Here is a 20,015-nt window from a genome sequence, read left to right on the forward strand (position 1 = left end):
AGGTCAGTACAACTTGAAGATAAAATACCTTTGATATACATGCGATTTTCTATCTGAAATGCTCATATCTTAAGCAAAATGTTGTGTAATACCTTTATTTTATGCATACGTTTGCATATTGATTATAGAGTAAAACGCTTCTCGTAAAATCAGTCCTTCCGGAATGGGAATAATATTTGCCAGAAGAAGTTGAGTGATGTAGGCTCAAGTTTCGGAGTGGTCATGGTGGCTGCTTACCCGGGCCGACGGGAGTCGGCCATCGGGACCACGAACGAAGCGCGAGCGGAGAACGTGAACGATGAGGTGCGGGGTCAGACCCCACGCCCAATTTCATCAGGAGGTAACGAGTATGGCACGTGCAGTTGGCATTGATCTGGGAACCACCAATTCCTGCATTGCAACCCTGGAGGGCGGGGAGCCCACAGTAATCGTCAACGCTGAGGGCGCGCGGACCACGCCGTCGGTGGTGGCGTTCAGCAAGTCCGGCGAGATTCTGGTCGGCGAGGTAGCCAAGCGGCAGGCAGTCACCAACGTTGACCGGACCATCAGCTCGGTCAAGCGTCACATGGGCACTGACTGGTCCGTCGAGATCGACGGCAAGAAGTGGACCCCTCAGGAGATTTCGGCCCAGATTCTTATGAAGCTCAAGAGGGATGCCGAGTCCTACCTGGGCGAACCCGTCACTGACGCGGTCATCACCTGCCCCGCTTACTTCAATGACGCTCAGCGTCAGGCCACCAAGGATGCCGGCAAGATCGCCGGCCTGAACGTCCTGCGCATCATCAACGAGCCCACTGCCGCGGCACTGGCCTACGGTCTGGAGAAGGGCAAGGAGGATGAGCGCATCCTGGTCTTCGATCTGGGAGGCGGCACCTTCGATGTCTCCCTGCTGGAGATCGGCAAGGATGACGACGGCTTCTCCACCATCCAGGTCCAGGCCACCAATGGCGACAACAAGCTGGGCGGCGACGACTGGGACCAGAAGATCATCGACTGGCTGGTCAGCGAGGTCAAGAACAAGTACAACGTGGATCTGTCCAAGGACAAGATCGCCCTGCAGCGGCTCAAGGAGGCCGCCGAGCAGGCCAAGAAGGAGCTGAGCTCCTCCTCGTCCACCAGCATCTCCATGCAGTACCTGGCCATGACCCCCGACGGGACTCCAGTCCACTTGGACGAGACCCTGACCCGCGCGCATTTCGAAGAGATGACCTCCGACCTGCTGGGCCGCTGCCGCACGCCTTTCAACAACGTGCTGCACGATGCCGGCATTTCGGTTCAGGACATCGATCACGTGGTGCTGGTCGGCGGCTCCACCCGTATGCCCGCTGTCAAGGACCTGGTCAAGGAACTGACCGGCGGCAAGGAAGCCAACCAGACCGTCAACCCCGATGAGGTCGTGGCCGTCGGCGCTGCCGTGCAGTCCGGCGTCATCAAGGGCGACCGCAAGGACGTGCTGCTGATCGACGTGACCCCGCTTTCTCTGGGCATCGAGACCAAGGGCGGCATCATGACCAAGCTGATCGACCGCAATACCGCCATCCCCACCAAGCGGTCCGAAGTCTTCTCGACAGCTGAGGACAACCAGCCCTCCGTGCTGATTCAGGTCTATCAAGGTGAGCGCGAGTTCGCCCGTGACAACAAGCCCCTGGGAACCTTCGAACTGACGGGCATCGCTCCGGCTCCGCGCGGCGTTCCTCAGATCGAGGTCACCTTCGACATCGACGCCAACGGCATCGTGCACGTCTCCGCCAAGGACAAGGGCACCGGCAAGGAGCAGTCCATGACCATCACCGGCGGTTCAGCCCTGCCCAAGGACGAGATCGACCGCATGGTCAAGGAGGCCGAGGCCCACGAGGCTGAGGACAAGCAGCGTCGTGAGGACGCCGACACCCGTAACGCCGCCGAGTCCGCCGCCTACCAGACCGAGAAGCTGGTCAACGACAACAAGGACAAGATCTCCGACGAGGTGGCCAAGGAGGTCACCGACAAGGTCAACGCTCTCAAGGGTGCTCTGAAGGGCGAGGACATGGACAAGATCAAGAACGCCCAGAGCGAGCTGATGACCTCTGCCCAGAAGATCGGCCAGGCCCTCTACGCGCAGCAGGGCACCGGGGAGGCCGCAGGCGCCCAGGGCGCTGCAGGTGCCGCTGGAGCTGCCTCGGGTGCAGATTCCTCCTCGTCCGCCGATGACGACGTGGTGGATGCCGAGGTTGTGGACGATGATGACAAGAAGAAGGACGGCGAGTGACATGTCGGCCTTCGACAAGGATGATGCCGGGCCGCTGAAGGGCGACCCGGTTGCTCCCGGCGAATCGGACGGAAACGAGGCCAAGGCCTCTGACGCCGCCTCGACACCCGACCAGGAGACGGCTCGAGGCAGTCACGCTGACAAGGGCGCTGCAGACACCCGTCATGCGGATGGCCAGGCCTCGTCGGATTCCTCCGCCAAAGAGGAGTCGTCAGTCGATGCTCAGGCTGATGCCAATGCCACGGAGGCGAATGACCATGCTGGTTCCGACTCGGCCGAAGAAGATGGTCACGACCAGGGATCGGGTGGGCTGACCCCTTTGGGACAGGCCAAGAAGGAGGCCGCCGATTATCTGGAGGCTCTCCAGCGTGAGCGGGCCGAGTTCGTCAACTTCCGTAACCGTGCCAAGAAGGAGCAGGACATCTTCCGCCAGCATGGCATCGTGGATGTGCTGACCGCCCTTCTTCCGGCCCTTGATGACATTGACCGGATCAAGGAGCACGGGCAGATGGACGACTCCTTCCAGGCCGTGGCCAAGAAGATCGACAAGACCTTCGAGAAGTTCGGCGTCGAGAAGTTCGGCGAAAAAGGCGAGGACTTCGATCCCACCAAGCATGAGGCCATCCTGCACAAGCCGGATCCCGAGGCCAAGAAGGAGACCGTTGACACGGTGGTCGAGGCGGGCTATCGGATCGGCGACCGGGTGATCCGGGCTGCAAGGGTAGTGGTGACCTCGCCCGGGCAGTAGCGGAAACGGTGATTGCGGATCTTCCGCAGGCTGAATCGACGCCTTCGCATGCGGCGGCGGGCGGGACCATACCCACCCAGCCGCCGCATGCGAAAGGGCGGTTCAATTCGATATATTCGTTGCTTATGAGGAAAGGAGACATGGATGGCTGAGAATGAATGGCTGAGCAAGGACTATTACAAGGTCCTTGGTGTCTCCAAGGACGCCAGCGAAGCGGAGATCACCAAGGCCTACCGCAAGCTTGCCCGCAAATACCATCCCGATCTCAATAAGACCAAGGAGGCCGAGGAGAAGTTCAAGGATATCTCCGAGGCCTACGACGTGCTCAGCAACAAGGAGCAGCGTCAGAAGTACGATGCCATCCGCCAGTTCGGCATGGGGGGAGCCCGGTTCGCCGGCGGCTCCGGCCAGGGCGGCTTCAACACCGATGCATTCTCTGACATCTTCGGTTCCATGTTCGGAGGTGCTGGAGCGCCTGGAGGCACCCGGATACGTTTTGGCGGTGGTTCGGGACAGCCGGACTTCGCCGACATCTTCTCCTCCTTCGGTGGCGGGGCCGGCGGCGGACGGACCGCTTACCAGGAGGCCAGACCCAAGCCTGTCAAGGGCGAGGACCGCAACTCGCAAATTGGCTTGTCCTTCCGTCAGGCGGTCAAGGGGGCCACGGTCTCCCTGAGCGTGGGCGGCAAGCGCTTCAAGACGCATATCCCTGCTGGTGTTCGCAACGGTCAGCGGATCAGGCTGGCTGGCAAGGGTCGGCCCGGCAGGGACGGAGGCGCTCATGGCGATCTCTATCTGCAGATCAGCGTCCAGCCCAGCCAACGGTTCACCATGAAGGATAAAGACCTTGTCATGACCCTGCCGGTTACGGTATCCGAGGCGGCCTTGGGGGCCAAGGTCCAGGCCCGGGATATCGACGACCAGGTCGTCACCTTCAAGATTCCGGCTGGCTCCTCTAGCGGCGATGAGATTCGCATTGCCGACAAGGGGGTTCAGGACCGGCGCGGCAAGGGCGACCTGGTGGGGCGCCTTGAGATCCGTATGCCCGGTCGGCTAGGCATGGCCCAGAAGAAGGCCATGCGAGATTTTGCCAAGTCCAGCGGCGACTTCGATGAGCAGATCGCCGAGGAACGTATGAAGATATGACGATCCGGCTGCCGGATCAAGGCGGAAGGAACAGCGGAAAGGAGTGATGATCATGGTCAGGGTGGATCCCGAGACCAGGCGGATCTATCTGGCCTGCGCTCGCGGTCTGGTGGCTGGGCGCATCAGCCTGGATGCTGCCGACGATGCCGGTTTGGACATCGAGTTGCCTGTCTTCAGCGTCGGCCAGGTCGGACAGTTGGCCAATATCCATCCGCAGACCCTGCGCCAATACGACCGGCTGGGCCTGATCGTGCCGAAGCGGACCGAGGGTGGTGCACGACGCTACTCCCTGCGGGATCTGGATCGGCTAGGCCAGGCCCAGCACCTGAGCCAGGACGAGTCCATCAACCTGGCCGGTGTGACCAGGATCCTGGCCCTGGCCGAGGAAAATCGCCAGCTGCGGCGCCAGCTGCGGCGCTCCCACCAGTCGCAGGAATCCAGTATGTTTGCCGCTGCTGCTGACGGCCGAGTCGTCGAAGTCAGGCGGTCCAGCAGGGCCCGGCTTTGGCGGCAGGATATAGCTGACAGAGAGGCGGACCCCACGAACTCCAAATCATTGATCGTCTGGAGCATGAGCTCTTCGGGCAGGTGAGGGGCCTGTGCTATGGTTTACAGGTTGGCCGCTCGCCTAAGAGCTGCGGCTGATCGTCGCCTGAATGCTTTGAGTACGGGGTAACCGCTTGCGCGAAATTCGTCATTCTCTGCTTTGCATGCGGCCTGCGAACTGTCGACCGACAGTACCGTTTCTTCCCTGTTATGAAAGGTCATTGTGACTGCTTCGTCCATGCCCGCTTCCAATTCGTCCAATTCTGGCAAATCTGCCGTAGAGCCTATGACTTTCGATCAGCTGGGGGTGCCTGAGCCCTTGGTTCGCGTCCTAAGTAAGGACGGCAAGACGAGCGCATTCCCCATCCAACGGGACACCCTGCCTGATGCTCTGGCTGGCCGCGACATCCTGGGTCGGGGACGGACCGGTTCCGGCAAGACCCTGGCCTTCAGCATTCCTCTGGTGGCCCGACTGGCTGCCGACGAGGGAGGGCGGGTCCACCATAGCCGCGGAGGCGCCGCCGGGACAGGCGGTCTGCCCCGCCCGCGCGGTCTTGTTCTGGCTCCCACCCGCGAGCTGGCCAATCAGATCGACGAGGTTCTCAACCCCCTGGCTCAGGCCTACGGCATGCGGACTTGCACTGTTTACGGCGGGGTCGGTCAGGGTCCTCAGGTTGATGCCCTTCGGCGAGGGGCCAAGATTGTGGTGGCCTGCCCGGGACGCCTGGAGGATTTGCTCCGCCAGCACAGGCTCAGTCTGGAGGACGTGGAGATCGCTGTGCTGGACGAGGCCGATGAGATGGCTGACATGGGCTTCCTGCCCGCTGTCGAGCGGATTCTGGCCCAAGTGCGTCCGAGCGGTCAGCGCATGCTCTTCTCGGCCACCCTGGATCATGGAGTGGATGCCGTGGTCAAGCGCTTCCTCAAGGATCCCAAGGTTCACGAGGTGGATTCCGCCACCCAGCATGTGGATCTCATGACACACCACATTTTCGAGACGACGCAGGCCGCCAAGCATGACCTGGTCCGCACGCTGGCCGCAGGGCAGGGCAAAAGAATCCTGTTCACCAGGACCAAGTTCCAGGCCAAGAAGCTGACCAAGAATCTGATTGACAACGGCATCCCCGCCGCCCAGTTGCACGGCAACCTCTCGCAGAGGCAGAGGGACCGGAACCTCAAGGCTTTCTCGGAAGGTCTGGTCCGGGTCATGGTGGCCACCGATGTGGCTGCCAGAGGTATGGATGTCAGCGGGGTGGACCTGGTGGTCCAGGTGGACCCTCCAGCCGACTTCAAGTCCTTCCTCCACCGTTCCGGCCGTACGGCAAGGGCTGGCCACTCCGGCGACGTGGTGACGGTCGTCCTGCCCGATCAGCGCCGAGATACCCGGCGGATGCTGCGTATGGCCCATATAGACGCCAAGCCAGTCGAGGTCACGGCCAACTCCCAGGAGGTGGGCGACCTTGTAGGACCCCACGCCCCCCTGGTTGAGGGCTGGTCCTTGGAGACCGCCATGGCTGGAAGCCAAGGATCGCAGGACGGCAGGCAGGCCGGTTCTCGTGGTCGTCGGTCCAGTGGGCCCGCACGTAGGAGACGGGGGCACGATCGGTTTGACAGGCGGTCGAGAGGCTCTGGCCGGGGACGTGATGGTGATGGAAGGAGTCCACATCGCAAGCAGCAGACCGACAGTCTCGACGAGGATCGCCCCTTCGACGGGCGTAGAAGGCACAACCATGCCGACTCCAACCATGCCGTCCATGCCGGTGGCCACCGAGGCAAAGGCAATCGGAGCCGTGTGAACGGAGCTCTTGGGCGGGATCGCCACAATGGCAGTCGTTTCAACGGCGGCGGTCGTGGCTATCGCGACGGTGATCGCAGACACAGGGGAGGCAAGCGCAGGAGGGATGACAATCCTTTCCGTCAGGCCAAGTCCCGCTGACCGCTTCCACTGCGAGGATATTCCTTTCGAACTCACCGACCGGCTCCGGCGGCCCATTGGCGGGGCAGTCAGACCTCATGATTCAGGCCATGGTCCCCTCACAACTCTCCCGGAGCTCGACCTTCACGGGGAGTTCAGTGGAAATGGGCGGGTCCTCCGGTGATCCCAGACGCCTGACCAGGGTGGAGACGGCGGCCCGGCCCAGATCGACCATGGGCTGGCGAACCGTGGTCAGTCGGGGCTGGCAGACGGAGGCCTCCTTGATTCCGTCGAACCCGGTGACGATGACCTGGCCGGGGACGTTTATGCCTGCATCCGACAGGGCTCTCAGAGCCCCAAGCGCCATCTGATCGTTGGCGCACACCAGGGCTTGGGGGAGAGTGCCCTGCCTGGCCAGGCTGGCGGCGATCTGGTAGGCGACGGACTGGGAGAATTGCCCTCTGTAGATTGGCGCGGCGGAAGGCTCCAGCCCCTCTGACCTCAGACCTTCACAGAACCCCTCGTATCGTTTGCCATTGTCTGGAGAATCATCCATACCCGTCATGTAAGCCATCCGCCGCACCTGGTGTTTTTCGAACAGATGCCTGACCAGGGTGTACATGCCCTTGCGGTTGCTCACGCGGACCAGGTCGAATCCACTCTCCTGGCCGACCGGGGCATTGGCGATCATGACCACGGGCAGACGTTTGCGCAGAAAGGCCAGGACGCTGTCAGGCACGGACCTTGCCAGGACAATCAGGCCGTCCACCTTTTCCGACATGCTGTTGATCAGCTGGGGGATGTCGCCATCTTTCCCCTTTAGACCGATGCTGACCATGAGGCTGAGGCCCTGCCGCCAGGATTCCAGTTCGCATCCCCTCAAGACCTCGTCGAAGTAGAGAGAATCAGAATTGCTCTCCTGTCCGTGGGGCGGGTCGACGACTATATCTGCGGCATCCTCGCTGATCAGTTCGAAGTCGTCAATATGGTCCAATTGGTCGATGTTGGGCAGGAAGAGGCCTATGGTATTGGTCCGTCGGGCGGCCAGGCTTCGTGCGCTGCCGCTGGGGAGGTAGCCCAGGAGGTTTATGGCCTTGAGCACTGTCTGCCTGGTTTCGGGCCTCACCCTCTCCGGGGTGCGCAGGACCCTGGAGACGGTGGCTATGGATACATCGGCCTCGCGGGCTACATCGTAGACGGTCGGTTTCCTTGCCATCCGCTTTCTCCTCTTTCATACATCTCATACAGCATATCATCGAAACGTGTAGCTGATCCCGGGATTTGATAGCGCTAACATTTTCCTTCTTATAGGGCAACGCGGTTAGCTATATGAGTAAACAAGGGAAAGCATACGCTAAAAAATCCATGAGGGAAGCTGATTTGCGCATTTAAATGTAAGCGCATACACTAGAGGGTGCGATGGTCGACCCGGCCCGGACACAGGACGCCGTGCAGGTTCGGGAGCCCACCTGCGTATGCACGTGCCAACTGCGCCTCGATACCAAAGGACGGATCTGGCCCGTGAATGTCAATGTGGACAAAGGAGACATATGAGACGGAAAACAGTGGCGGTGCGGATCCTCGCAACACTGGTTGCAGGGGTCACCCTCCTGGGACTGGGGGCGTGCGGAAGCAATTCCGGAGGAACGCAGCAGGCTGCCGCAGGCAATCAGATCCTCTTCGGCGGTGACAGCGGCAATCCTACTTTCACCCGTAATTTCAACCCATTCTCGACCAGCAAGAGGATAGGCATCAACTTTATCTACGAACCCCTCGAGGTAGTCAACAGCCTCGATGGAACCTCAACCCCCTTCCTGGCCAGCGGGCACAAGATCGTGGACCCCAAGACGGTCGAGTTCCAGATTCGTGACGGGGTCAAGTGGAACGACGGCAAGCCCTTCTCGGCGCAGGACGTGGTCTTCACCTTCAACCTGGTCAAGAAGGATGCGGCCATGGACTCCCTCGGGGTCTGGCAGCACATCTCCTCACTTGAGGCCTCAGACTCCAAGGTGACCTTCCACTTCAAGGACAACGATGTGCCTGCGGTGTCGATCGTCAGCCAGCAGAACATCGTTCCGGAGCACGTCTGGAAGGATGTGAAGGACCCCCTCAAGTGGAACAATGAGAACCCCGTCGGGACTGGCCCCTACAAGTTGGGCACCTTCAAGCCCAACCAGTACACCCTGGCGAAGAACAAGGACTACTGGCAAGCCGAGAAGGTTGCGGCTGACACCATCGTCCTGCCCGCCTCAAACAAGCAGTTGGACCTTGTCAACAAGAAGTATGACTGGGCCTACTCCTTCATCAACAACGTGGACAAGACCTGGGTTGGCGCCGACAAGCAGCACAATCACTACTGGTTCCCCCCGGGTGGCACGGTCTCCCTTTATCCCAACCTGACCAAGGCTCCCTTCAACGACGTGAACTTCCGCAAGGGCCTCAGCTATGCCCTCGACCGCGACAAGATCGCCAAGGACGCTGAGGAGGGCTATGTGGACGGTGCCACCCAGACCGGCCTCATCCTGCCCAACCAGGACAAGTGGGTCAACGATTCCATTTCCAACAAGGGAAAGGTTTCCCAGGACGAAGCCCAATCCTTGGAGTACTTCGCCAAGGCCGGCTACAAGAAGCAGGGCGACCAGTTGGTGGACTCCAATGGCAAGCAGCTCGAAGTCAACATCACCGTGCCCAGCGGCTACACCGACTGGCTGCGCGGTGTGCAGACCATGCAGGGCCAGCTGACCAAGCTGGGTATTGCCGTCAAGCTCACCCAGCCCCAGCCCGCTGCATACACGCAGGCGCAGAACAACGGCGACTATGACCTCCTGATCTCCTCCTTCGGAGGTACTGGCAGCGTCTTCCAGGATTACAACGGCCTGCTCAACAGTGAGTTCGCGGTTCCTGTAGGTCAGTCAGCCAACGCCAACTTCGAGCGCTACAAGAACCCCAAGGCCGATGAACTCCTGGCCCAGCTCAAGCTGGCGGCCGATGAGAAGTCCCAGAAGGCCATTGTCGATCAGCTCCAGCAGATCGTCTACGACGATGTGCCTGTGATCGGTCTCTTCTATGGCGGTCTCTGGGGCCTGTTCAGCACGCGGAACTACACGGGCTGGCCCAGTGAGGACGATCCCTACACCGCACCCAGCACCTGGACGCAGTCGGTCCTCATGGTGGTAACCCATATCAAGAAGGCCTGAGAGGCCGGGCCCATCACAGGGCGGAAGGGAGCGGGCTGGCCGGTGACGGTCCTGCCGGGCCGGGAGACGGCCGGCCCTCCTGGCCTCCCTGGTGGGCCGCCCCCCGCCCCTGACGGATGAAAGGTCGTCACGTGCGATATTTTTTCGGGAAAATTGGTCTATTCTTCGTTACCCTCTGGGCGGCCATAACCGTCAACTTCATACTGCCCAGGATGATGCCTGGATCACCTGCCGACGCGGCCATAGCCAAATTGTCACAGAACGGGCCGGTCACCCCTGAGGTCAGGGCTTCCATAGAAGCCCAGCTGGGTATGCCCAAGGGCAATCTGCTCAGCCAGTACTGGCAGTATCTGGGGAATGTGGTCCACCTGAACTTCGGCGTCTCGTACAGCAACTTTCCGCAGAACGTATCGGAGCTGGTGGGGGCAGCCCTTCCTTGGACCCTGACTCTGGTGGGGCTGGTCACGATCATCTCCTTCATCATCGGGACGGCACTCGGGGCTCTGATGGCCTGGAGGCGGGGGACCGCCGTGGACGTGACGGGTACGATCTCCAGCTCCTTCCTCTCGGCCTTCCCATCCTTCTGGCTGGCCCTCATGCTCCTCTTCTTCCTCGGTTACAAGGCCGGCCTCTTCCCGACCTCCGGCGCCTACTCGTCCACCGCGATACCCAACTTTTCGATGGACTTCATATCTGATGCCGTGGAGCATTCCATACTGCCGGCGCTGACCATTCTGCTGACCTCCCTGGGCAGCTATGTGATGGGCATGCGCAACACCATGATCAACACATTGGGTGATGACTACGTCACCTTCGCCGAAGCCAACGGACTGCGCCAGCGGACGGTCATGCTCAAGTACGCTGCCAGGAACGCCCTCCTTCCCAACCTGACCTCCTTCGGACTGGTCCTGGGCGGCGTGGTCGGCGGTTCCCTCCTGGTCGAGCAGGTCTTCAACTATCCGGGGGTCGGCCTCCTCCTCTATCAGGCCGTAACCAACCAGGACTACCCCCTGATGCAGGCCATCTTCCTGATGATCACCATCAGCGTGCTGGTGGCCAACTTCATCGTGGACATTCTTTACGGGGTCCTTGACCCGAGGACGAGGAGGTGAGGGCGATGACGAACAGCATCGTCAGCCCAGGGAATCAGACTTCCGCACAGGGGAGCGGGAATGCCCCTCAAGGGCCGCAGGCCCGCCTCGCCAGGGGACAGAACCCCGTCCTTCGCGCCCTGGAGGTGATAGGCAAAGGATTCAAGACGGTCTGGGAGGTGCCCAAGGCCAGGTTCGGCCTGGTCCTGTTGGCCCTAATCGTCCTTTCGGCCCTGTTCGCCCCCTGGCTCAGCCCCTATGACCCCAAGGCCGGCGATTTCGAAGCCAGCATCGGACCTAGCGCCCGGCACTGGCTGGGTACCACTAGCAACGGGCAGGATGTCCTCTCCCAGCTCCTGTGGGGCGGGAGGGTCTCCGTCATGGTAGCCATGGTCTCCGGCCTCCTATCCACCTGCATAGCCGTGCTGGTGGGCCTGAGCTGGGGCTACATCCGCTCCTTCGCCGGGGAGTTCGTCGGTTTCATCGTCAACCTCTTCCTGGTCATCCCCTCCCTCCCCCTGATGATCATCATCGCCGCCTACCTCCAGAACGGAGGCATGAGCGTGATCATACTGGTCATCGTCCTAACCGGGTGGGCCTGGGGATCCCGGGTCCTGCGCTCGCAGACCCAGTCCCTGCGTTCCAGAGACTTCGTCACCGCAGCGGCCTTCAGCGGGGACAGCTCTTGGCGGATCATCTTCCATGAGATCTTCCCCAACATGCTCTCCCTGATCATCAACAACTTCTTCGGTGCGGCCACCTCCGGCGCCCTGTCGGAAGCAGGACTGGAATTCCTGGGCCTGGGCGACTCGACCACGGTCAGCTGGGGCACCATGCTCTACTGGGCCCAGAACAACAATGTGATCCTGACCGGCCAGTGGGCGCTCCTGCTGGCGCCCGGTCTCATGGTCGCCCTGCTGGCGGTCTCCATGACCTTCATCAACTTCGGTGTGGACCGCCTGAGCAACCCTCGTCTGCGCGAAGGGAAGGCATGATGGAACTGCTACGTGTCGAGAACCTGTCCGTCGAATATGACAGCCCCGACCAGGAACCGGTCAAGGCCGTCAACGACGTGAGCTTTTCACTGGACCAGGGTGAATTCGTGGGCCTGGTCGGGGAGTCGGGATCTGGCAAGTCCACCCTGGGCTTCGCCGTCACGCGACTGTCCAAGCCGCCGGCCCGGATCAGCAAGGGGCGTGTGCTCTTCGGGGGCAAGGACATTACCACCCTCAGCCAGGAGGAGCTCCGCCGGCAGCGGTGCGGGGGATTCGCCATGGTCCTCCAGTCGGGCATGAACGCCTTGAACCCGGTGCGGACCGTCCGCAAGCACTTCGTGGACATCTACAAGGCCCACGGGAACGTGGAAAATAAGGACTACGAGGCCCATTCCCAGCAGCTTGTAGAGAAGGTAGGTCTGCAGCACTCCGTGCTCGACGCCTACCCGGGCGAACTGTCGGGCGGCATGAGGCAGAGGGTCTCCATATCCCTGGCGCTGGCCTTGGAGCCCAAGCTCATGGTCTTCGACGAGCCGACCACGGCCCTGGACGTTCTGGTCCAGCATGAGGTGATGGGGACCATCCGAGAGCTGCAGAGGCAGGAGGGCTTCACCGCCATCCTGATCAGTCACGACCTCGGTGTGGTCCTCGAGTCCACCCAGAGGGTCCTGGTCATGCACAACGGGCGGATCGTGGAGGATGCCCCCAGCGAGCGGATCCTGACCGATCCCCAGGACGATTACACCAAGATGCTCCTCAGCCATTATGGTGACCCCAGAGCCGAACACGTTTCAGTGCCCGGTTTGAAGCCGCGCGATGAGGCCGATGCCTCCGGCTCGGTCGGCGGAACCCCATCACAGACCGACGCTGCGGATGACATGACGGTCACGGTGACCGGCGTCTCCAAAATCTATCCCGCCCGCAAGCGGGGCGAGGATTCAGTGACCGCCGTCAACAATGTCTCCTTCACCCTCTCCCCGGGTCAGTCCTTGGCCTTGGTGGGAGCATCCGGATCCGGCAAGTCCACCATAGCCAAAATGCTCACCGGTGTGGAAAGGCCCACCTCAGGCAACATCACCCTGGGTGGCAGACGCGTGGATCAGATGAAGAGGCGCAAGGATCTGAGGTCCCTGCGTTCCGACATCCAGATGATCTTCCAGGATCCCTATTCGGCCCTCAACCCCCTCCACACGGTGGAGTACACGCTGACCAGGCCCATCCTCAATTACACGGACCTGAGGGGGGACGATGCCCGCAGGCGGATGTTGGAGCTCCTGGACACGGTGGGCCTGACCCCTGTGGAACAGTATGCCGCCAAACTCCCCCATCAGTTGTCGGGAGGGCAGCGCCAGAGGGTGGTCATAGCCCGGGCGCTGGCCAGCAACCCCCACGTCCTGGTGGCCGATGAACCGGTCTCCATGCTGGACATGACCCTGAGGGCCGGAATCCTGGCCCTCCTCGACGACCTGAGGGTCCGGTTGAACGTGAGCATGCTCTACATTACCCACGATCTCCTGTCGGCCCGACTGATCACTGATTCGATCATGGTCCTCAACAAGGGCACGGTGGTGGAGCGGGGACAGACGGCCCAGGTCCTCCAGCATCCTGAGAACGACTACACGATCAAGCTGCTCGATGCCATCCCCAGCCTGCGGACGCAGGCCTGAAGGCGGCCCGCCACAAGCATCGAGACCACAAAGCTACAGGAGAAACAATGATATCCCACCATGTCGTGGACAGGGGCGTCCCCTTTGGGGACCTACCCCTGCCGGAGAACATCGAGGCTATGGTCATACATGCCCCCGTGGGTGACCTGACCGCCCTCCATGCCCCCAAAGGGGTAAGGGGGGCGCGGGGAGTGGCCATGATGATCCCCGGCTTCACCGGTTCCAAGGAGGACTTCTACCAGATCAGCTCCATTTTGGGAGAGGATGGTTGGGATGTCTGGTCCTACTCGCAGAGGGGGCAGGCAGACTCGGTGGCTCCTCGGGGGAGGAAAGCCTACGGAAGGCGATCCACGGCCGGTGATGCCGTGGATGTGGCCCGTATCCTGATCGAGCACACCGGGGCCAAACGGGTCCATCTTCTGGGACACAGCTTCGGCGGGGTGGTGGCCCAGGCTGCCCTACTGGCCGACCCTGACCTCTTTGCCAGCCTCGCCCTCATGTCGTCCGGCCCCCATGGCTGGCCGGGCCGAAAGGCGGACCTGCGTCAGCGACTGCTGGACCACCCTGGCGGGGACCTGTGGAGGCTGGACAACCCGGACAGGGCCAGCCTGCTGGACGAGGAGCTGAATCCGGAAGATAGATTCCAGCGCCTTCGGGCAGAGCAGACCAGCCGGGATCAGCTCATCGGAGCCATAGACCAGCTGGCCGACCTGCATGACAGGACAGAACGGCTGGCTGCCACCGGCCTGCCCATGATGGTGTTCCACGGCGAGCACGACGACTTCTCCTGGCCCCAGGACTGGCAGGCCAGGATGGCCCGCATGCTTGGCGCCCGCTACGAGGTGATTGCTTGTGCCGGCCATTGTCCCAACATCGACAGGCCTGAGGAGACGGCGGACCTCCTGGACGACTTCTGGGCTTCTGCGCAGGACAAACGGTGAACTTCAGCAGGAACAAGCCTATTAGCAATGAAAGCGGAGAAGATGAACACAGACACTCCACGCAGCAAGTCTCCCGATCACGGCGCAGGTGACGGCCAGGGAGACGGGGGCCGGATAAGCCAGCCCAAAGGCATGACCGTCGAGAGGGGGGACTTCTCGGCTTCGTTCAACCTCAACGGGGACCTGACGCTGATCAATGCAGGAGGCATCCAGGTCACCCAGTTCAGGCCCGGCATCCATGACCGTCCCCTGGCTGGCCTGTGGCTTCGCCGCCATCGGGAGGGGCGGATCGATTCCATCCAACTGACCGGATCAGGTTCCCGGGCCTGCTTCGATCCGGCAGCTGGCAGCCCCCTATGGGAGGGGAGGGACCTGGGTGTCCGCTGGCGGGTTCGGCTTCTTCCAAGTGCCTTATCCCCTGCGCTTTCCCGAGCTCTTCCATCTGGTGGCGAAAGCGGCGGGGCTGGCAGGGGGGCGTCCTGGACCTGGGAGGTGTCGGTCACGATTGACCAGAGTGACTCGACTGCCGTTAGTGAGAGGCAGGAATGGGAGCACGCCATCTTGCCCGACGATCTGTGGGACCTGGTTTCCGCCCAGGATCTGGCCTTGGTGGAGCCGTCCATGGCTGCCGGCGCCGAGTCCTACATCTCCCAGTACATCGCCTACCATGTGCAGGACGTCCCCAATTTCGGCAGCGTCCTGTCAGCTCGGCAAACGATGGGTTGCGCCCCTCGGCTTCCCCTGTACGTTACGGGAATCTCACAGGGATGCAGGGCGTTCATGACTGACGGCTACGATTTTTACGGGCTTGGTGCCCGTCTGGACGGTCAGCCCGCGGCCCTCAGCGATGCCGACTGGGACCGAGGGAGCATAGACCAGTATGAATTCGCCATGGCCTGCCTACTCTCTCCCAGGGCGCCTTTGACCCGGGAAGGCCTCACTTGGCAGGTGTGGAACACGGCACTGTCCGATTACAGGGGTGACTTGGGCAAGGCCTGCGCGGCCTGCGCGGAGGCCTCTGAAGAAAGCCGAAGCGACGATGACCAGGACTGGGGTGTGGCGAACGAGAACGAGGCGGATGGCAGTCCGTCCACCGGCGCCCATGACTTCTCATCTACCTCTCCCGTTGCCTCACAGGCTGAGTCAGCAACCTCACTCCTGATCTCTTCGGCGCTGCTGAATGGCGACCCCCTGCCTGAGGGTGAGTTCAGCCAACTGGGCGGAGGGCCCATCCTCCAACCAGAGGCGGACCAGACAGGCCATCTGCTCTCTTACTTCGGAGATGATGCCTGCCATGTAGTAAGCGCACGCAAGGAACTGGAGGTGGTCCGCTCCCACGGGCAGATTCTCCTGTCCGGCAACCCGGATACCGACCCGTCACAGCCCACCATGGCCGTCACCACCTACGCCGGGGGTGTCTTCGCATCCCAACTGGTCCTGGGCAACACCAACATGAACCAGCTGATTTCAGTCCAGAAGACCGGTCTGGGCCTCCTGCGCTCGCGGGGGGTCCGCATCCTGGTCCAGGTGGACGGTACTTGGCGCCTCCTAGGTGTTCCTTCGGCCTACATCATGGATCTGGGCGGATCCCGCTGGGTCTATCGTCTGGGTGATCGGACCCTGACGGTGTCCACCATCGCCCATCTGGGCAGGGCTGCCATCGACATCCGTCTGGAGGCCGATGGCCCGATCCGGGCCCTGCTGACGATCAGCCTTGAAGATCCATCCGCCTGGCTTCGGAAGTTCGCTCATGCCGATGCCACCCAGGGGATGGGGGGGTCCGTTTCCTTTGCCCCTGCACCGGGCAGCCCGGCGGCTGAACGTTGTCCAGGACTGAGATACGTCATCTCATCGTCCGACGGAAGGACCGGGGATGACAGCCCGCTCTTCGATCCAGGAGCAGGGGTCCATATCAGCGATCCGGCCATGGTCACCTTCCTGTCGGACGGGGGCCGGGCCTTGTCCGTCACCATCGCCGGATCCATGGATGGCGGAGCAAGCGAGGAGAATACGCCCGACGCGACCTTTGCCGGCTCCGAACGGAAGCTCCTCCATGCCCATTATCTGGCCATGACCTCCTTCATGCAGGGGCTGCATGTGGCAGGGGAGGGAAGATTCGCGGAATTCAATGATCTTCTGCCCTGGCTGGTGCAGAACGCCCTGGTTCACTTCCTGTCACCCCACGGGCTGGAACAGTATGGGGGCGCTGCCTGGGGTACACGGGACGTCTGCCAGGGGCCCCTGGAACTGGCCTTGACCTTCGGCCATACCGAGCTGGCCCGGACCATCCTCCTCAAGGTCTTCGCCCACCAGAATCCCGATGGCTCCCTGCCGCAGTGGTTCATGTTCGACCAGTATGCAGACCTCTACCAGCACGATTCCCACGGGGATATCCCGGTCTGGCCCCTGCTGGCGCTGGCTGAGTACGTCGAAGCGGGCGGTAGGCCGGACCTCCTGGATGAGCCCGTGGCTTTCTGGCGGGATGATATCGCTCGTCCCTCCGCATCAGTCGGACCAGCCGAAGCTGCAAGTCCGGTCAATCACCGTGGTCCCTCGCCCAGCCTGCCCACGGTGGCCGACCATCTGGCTCGGACGCTGGACTATATCCAGTCGCATAGAGTCCCGGGCACCGACCTCTTCTGCTATGGCGAGGGGGACTGGGACGACACCCTTCAGCCAGCCCAGGAGTCCATGAAGAGACAGATGGCCTCCACATGGACCATCGCCCTCCTCTACCAGGCCTGCTGCGGACTGCAACCGCTCCTTGATGCCGCCGGCCGGACCGACCTGGCCTCTCGCTTTGCCGGTGAGGCTGCCAGGATCAAGGCCGACTTCGCCGATAACTTTATCTTCCAAGGGATCCTGGCCGGATACGTCAACTTCGTCAATGGCCAACCCCGTCCAGTCATACATCCCTCGGATACCAGAACGGGCATACGGTACAGGTTGATTCCCATGACTCGCTCCATCATCGCCGGCCTGCTCACACCTGACCAGGAGGCGGACCATGAGAGGATCATCGAAGGCGATCTTCATTATCCGGACGGGGTGAGGCTCATGGACCGCCCGGCCTCCTTCCATGATGGGGTGACCAGGGTATTCAAGAGGGCCGAGCAGGCCGCCAACGTGGGTCGGGAGATTGGCCTGATGTATACGCACGCCCATGTGCGTTACGCGGAGGCCCTGGGTCTGCTGGGCAGAACCCGCCTGGGTCAGGAGCTCCTAAGAATCAGTCCGGTGGGCCAGTTCCGCCGCCTGCCTACCAGCGAGCCTAGGCAACGCAACTGCTATTTCGCCTCGTCGGATGCCGACTTCCCTGACAGATACACGGCTGCCTCCCAATGGTCGAGGCTCAAGGAGGGGGCCGAGAACCCCGTAGGCGTGAGGGGAGGATGGAGGATTTATTCCTCCGGCCCCGGCATCTACTGCCGACAGGTGGTCCAGCACCTCTTCGGCCTTCAGCTGCACGATGGGCGGGTTGTCTTCGATCCGGTCCTGTCCCAGGAAGATGACGGACTGGAGGTGACCATGACCTTATTGGGCCGGCCGCGTACCATCCGCTACCATGTGGCTGGTGGGCCGGTCGCTGGACCAGAAGACACCGGCTCGGAGAGTGCAGGTCCGGACCGTCTGAGGGTTGAGGCTGATGGACGCAGGCTTGAGGGCCGGATCCTGGATCTGCCTTACCGCAAGGGCGGATTGGATGTGGCCCAGGACCAGTTGGCTGGAGCTGTCCATATCGACATCTTCCTCACGGTTGACGGACAGACTGTACGGTGAGTGCCGACGCCCATGTCTGTAACTGTCCGCCGACCCAGCCGGCGAGGAAGATAGCAGGGTGGCCAGTGTTCTGCAGCAGGTCATCCGGCAGCCTTTCTCGGCTAAGCAGGCAGAGGGTGTGTATGCGTATGCGCAGAGTAAGAGTTCACAGTATGGCGGAGGAGGCTGGTGTCTCCATCGCCACGATGTCGTGCGCCTGCTGGCAGCCGAGTCGTGTAAGGGAATCCACCCGTCTGAAAGTGTCGGAAGCTTCCAAACGGTTAAATGACATGCTGAGTGCAAGTGTGCGCAATCTGGCCAGGGGACGACCGGCACCCCCGTCTGGAAAGTACGAACAGACCGGTTCATCGGGGGGGAGTCCGGCAGGGTCCGCCCACCAAATCGAACAAGGAAGGTACATCCACATGCCAACGCCTACATACACCTTTCCACAGGACTTCCTCTGGGGAGCGGCCACCGCTGCCCACCAGATAGAGGGCAACAATGTCAACGCCGACTGGTGGGAGCGTGAGCACCGGCCGGACAGCGACCTCAGCGAGCCTTCGGGGGATGCCGACGACAGCTACAACCGTTACGCGGAAGACATATCCCTTCTGGCCGGTAGCGGATTGAACACATACCGCTTCTCAGTGGAGTGGGCCAGGGTGGAGCCTGAGGAGGGATTCTTCTCCCAGGCTCAGCTCCTGCACTACCGGGCCATGATCGAAGCCTGCCTCCAGGATGGGGTGACCCCCATGGTCACTCTGAACCACATGACTCTGCCCCGCTGGCTGGCCAGGCGAGGGGGCTGGCGCGATCCTGCCTCCACTGACCTCTTCGGACGGTACGTGGAGCACCTCATCCCCATCCTGGAAGGAGTCACCTGGGTCTGCACGATTAACGAGCCTAATATGGTGGCTCTGACCCAAGGGGGGCAAGAGGGCAACGACATGGCTGCAGCTTCCCTGCCCACCCCTGACCCGGTCATCTCTGAATCCCTGGTCAAGGCTCACAGAAAGGCTCGGGCAGTCCTCTCCCTCCTACCGGGAATCAAGTCCGGTTGGACCATTGCCTGTCAGGATTTCCAGGCATTGCCAGGTTGTGAGCAGGACATGGAGGAGTACCGCTACCCCCGCGAGGACTTTTTCACCCAGGCTGCACGAGGTGACGACTTCATAGGGGTGCAGGCCTACCTGCGCACCTTCATCGGCCACGACGGCCCCCGACCGGTCCCGGAGGATGTGGAGAAGACCCTGACCGGCTGGGAGTATTATCCTGACGCCCTGGGGGAGTCTGTGCGCCACACCTGGCGGATCGCCGAGCACACCCCCATCGTGGTCACCGAGAATGGAATCGCCACAGCCGATGACAGTCGGAGGGTCGATTACGCCTTTGACGCCCTGGCCGGACTTCATCAGGCCATGGATGAGGGCGTGCGTGTGGAAGGCTACCTCCACTGGTCACTTCTGGACAATTACGAGTGGGGGTCCTACAAACCCACCTTCGGTCTGGTCTCCGTGGACCGCGAGACCTTCGAGCGCCACCCCAGGCCCTCCTTGGCTTGGCTGGGTCAGGTGGCCCGTTCGGGCATCCTTGCCCATCCCCGGGGCTAGCACAGGCACGGGCGCGAACGTCAGACCCCGGACCGACTTCGTATCGGCCCGGGGCCGGACGCTGGCACATGCCGCCCTCGCACTCATTGGTCGACCGGGCGCGATGCCCCGGTCTGCACGGAGCCAAATCCAGAAGTCACGGTGGATAT

General features: G+C 61.9%; 13 protein-coding genes. 12 read left to right on the plus strand and 1 reads right to left on the minus strand.

The features are described from left to right. Positions 1–349 precede the first annotated feature (349 nt). The 5 genes from dnaK to DKK75_RS00665 all read left to right on the plus strand — a co-directional run bounded on the left by dnaK (position 350) and on the right by DKK75_RS00665 (position 6,624). On the plus strand, positions 350–2,248 hold the full coding sequence (dnaK, locus tag DKK75_RS00645) for a molecular chaperone DnaK (RefSeq protein WP_110451544.1): 1,899 nt from the start codon (positions 350–352) through the stop codon (positions 2,246–2,248). Position 2,249: 1 nt separating this feature from the next. Next, positions 2,250–2,996, plus strand: coding sequence for a nucleotide exchange factor GrpE (grpE, locus tag DKK75_RS00650; protein WP_110451545.1), 747 nt, complete (start codon positions 2,250–2,252; stop codon positions 2,994–2,996). Between the two features lie 144 nt (positions 2,997–3,140). Continuing rightward, entirely contained in the window at positions 3,141–4,142 is a 1,002-nt protein-coding gene (locus DKK75_RS00655; protein WP_110451546.1) for a DnaJ C-terminal domain-containing protein, read from the plus strand. 52 nt (positions 4,143–4,194) lie between these two features. Further along, complete coding sequence (locus DKK75_RS00660) at positions 4,195–4,734, plus strand: heat shock protein transcriptional repressor HspR (protein ID WP_110451770.1); 540 nt, start codon at positions 4,195–4,197, stop codon at positions 4,732–4,734. Between the two features lie 192 nt (positions 4,735–4,926). Continuing rightward, positions 4,927–6,624, plus strand: coding sequence for a DEAD/DEAH box helicase (locus DKK75_RS00665; RefSeq protein WP_110451547.1), 1,698 nt, complete (start codon positions 4,927–4,929; stop codon positions 6,622–6,624). Positions 6,625–6,706: 82 nt separating this feature from the next. Here DKK75_RS00665 and DKK75_RS00670 read toward each other — a convergent pair whose 3' ends face one another. Further along, complete coding sequence (locus tag DKK75_RS00670) at positions 6,707–7,819, minus strand: LacI family DNA-binding transcriptional regulator (RefSeq protein ID WP_110451548.1); 1,113 nt, start codon at positions 7,817–7,819, stop codon at positions 6,707–6,709. Positions 7,820–8,153: 334 nt separating this feature from the next. Between DKK75_RS00670 and DKK75_RS00675 the strand changes: the two genes are divergently transcribed. From DKK75_RS00675 to DKK75_RS00705, 7 genes are all read left to right on the plus strand, one after another. Beyond that, positions 8,154–9,800: an ABC transporter substrate-binding protein gene (locus tag DKK75_RS00675; protein WP_219997298.1), complete on the plus strand. Its 1,647-nt coding sequence runs from the start codon at positions 8,154–8,156 to the stop codon at positions 9,798–9,800. 212 nt (positions 9,801–10,012) lie between these two features. Beyond that, positions 10,013–10,912: an ABC transporter permease gene (locus DKK75_RS00680; RefSeq protein ID WP_258333093.1), complete on the plus strand. Its 900-nt coding sequence runs from the start codon at positions 10,013–10,015 to the stop codon at positions 10,910–10,912. A 5-nt stretch (positions 10,913–10,917) separates the two neighbouring features. Beyond that, positions 10,918–11,886 carry an ABC transporter permease gene (locus DKK75_RS00685; RefSeq protein ID WP_110451551.1) on the plus strand — a complete coding sequence of 323 codons (969 nt, stop codon included), beginning with the start codon at positions 10,918–10,920 and terminating at the stop codon, positions 11,884–11,886. Further along, the gene (locus DKK75_RS00690; protein WP_219997299.1) at positions 11,883–13,553 is read left to right on the plus strand and encodes an ABC transporter ATP-binding protein; all 1,671 of its coding nucleotides are present in this window, start codon (positions 11,883–11,885) and stop codon (positions 13,551–13,553) included. Before DKK75_RS00685 ends, DKK75_RS00690 begins: the two co-directional genes overlap by 4 nt. Before the next feature lie 47 nt (positions 13,554–13,600). After that, the gene (locus DKK75_RS00695) at positions 13,601–14,494 is read left to right on the plus strand and encodes an alpha/beta fold hydrolase (RefSeq protein ID WP_110451552.1); all 894 of its coding nucleotides are present in this window, start codon (positions 13,601–13,603) and stop codon (positions 14,492–14,494) included. 27 nt (positions 14,495–14,521) lie between these two features. Then, positions 14,522–18,274, plus strand: coding sequence for a hypothetical protein (locus tag DKK75_RS00700; protein WP_110451553.1), 3,753 nt, complete (start codon positions 14,522–14,524; stop codon positions 18,272–18,274). A gap of 404 nt (positions 18,275–18,678) precedes the next feature. After that, the gene (locus DKK75_RS00705) at positions 18,679–19,866 is read left to right on the plus strand and encodes a glycoside hydrolase family 1 protein (RefSeq protein ID WP_258333094.1); all 1,188 of its coding nucleotides are present in this window, start codon (positions 18,679–18,681) and stop codon (positions 19,864–19,866) included. The last annotated feature ends 149 nt before the right edge of the window (positions 19,867–20,015 follow it).

It is taken from the genome of Bifidobacterium asteroides, from assembly GCF_003202695.1.
In the GTDB taxonomy this organism is placed as follows: domain Bacteria; phylum Actinomycetota; class Actinomycetes; order Actinomycetales; family Bifidobacteriaceae; genus Bombiscardovia; species Bombiscardovia asteroides_G.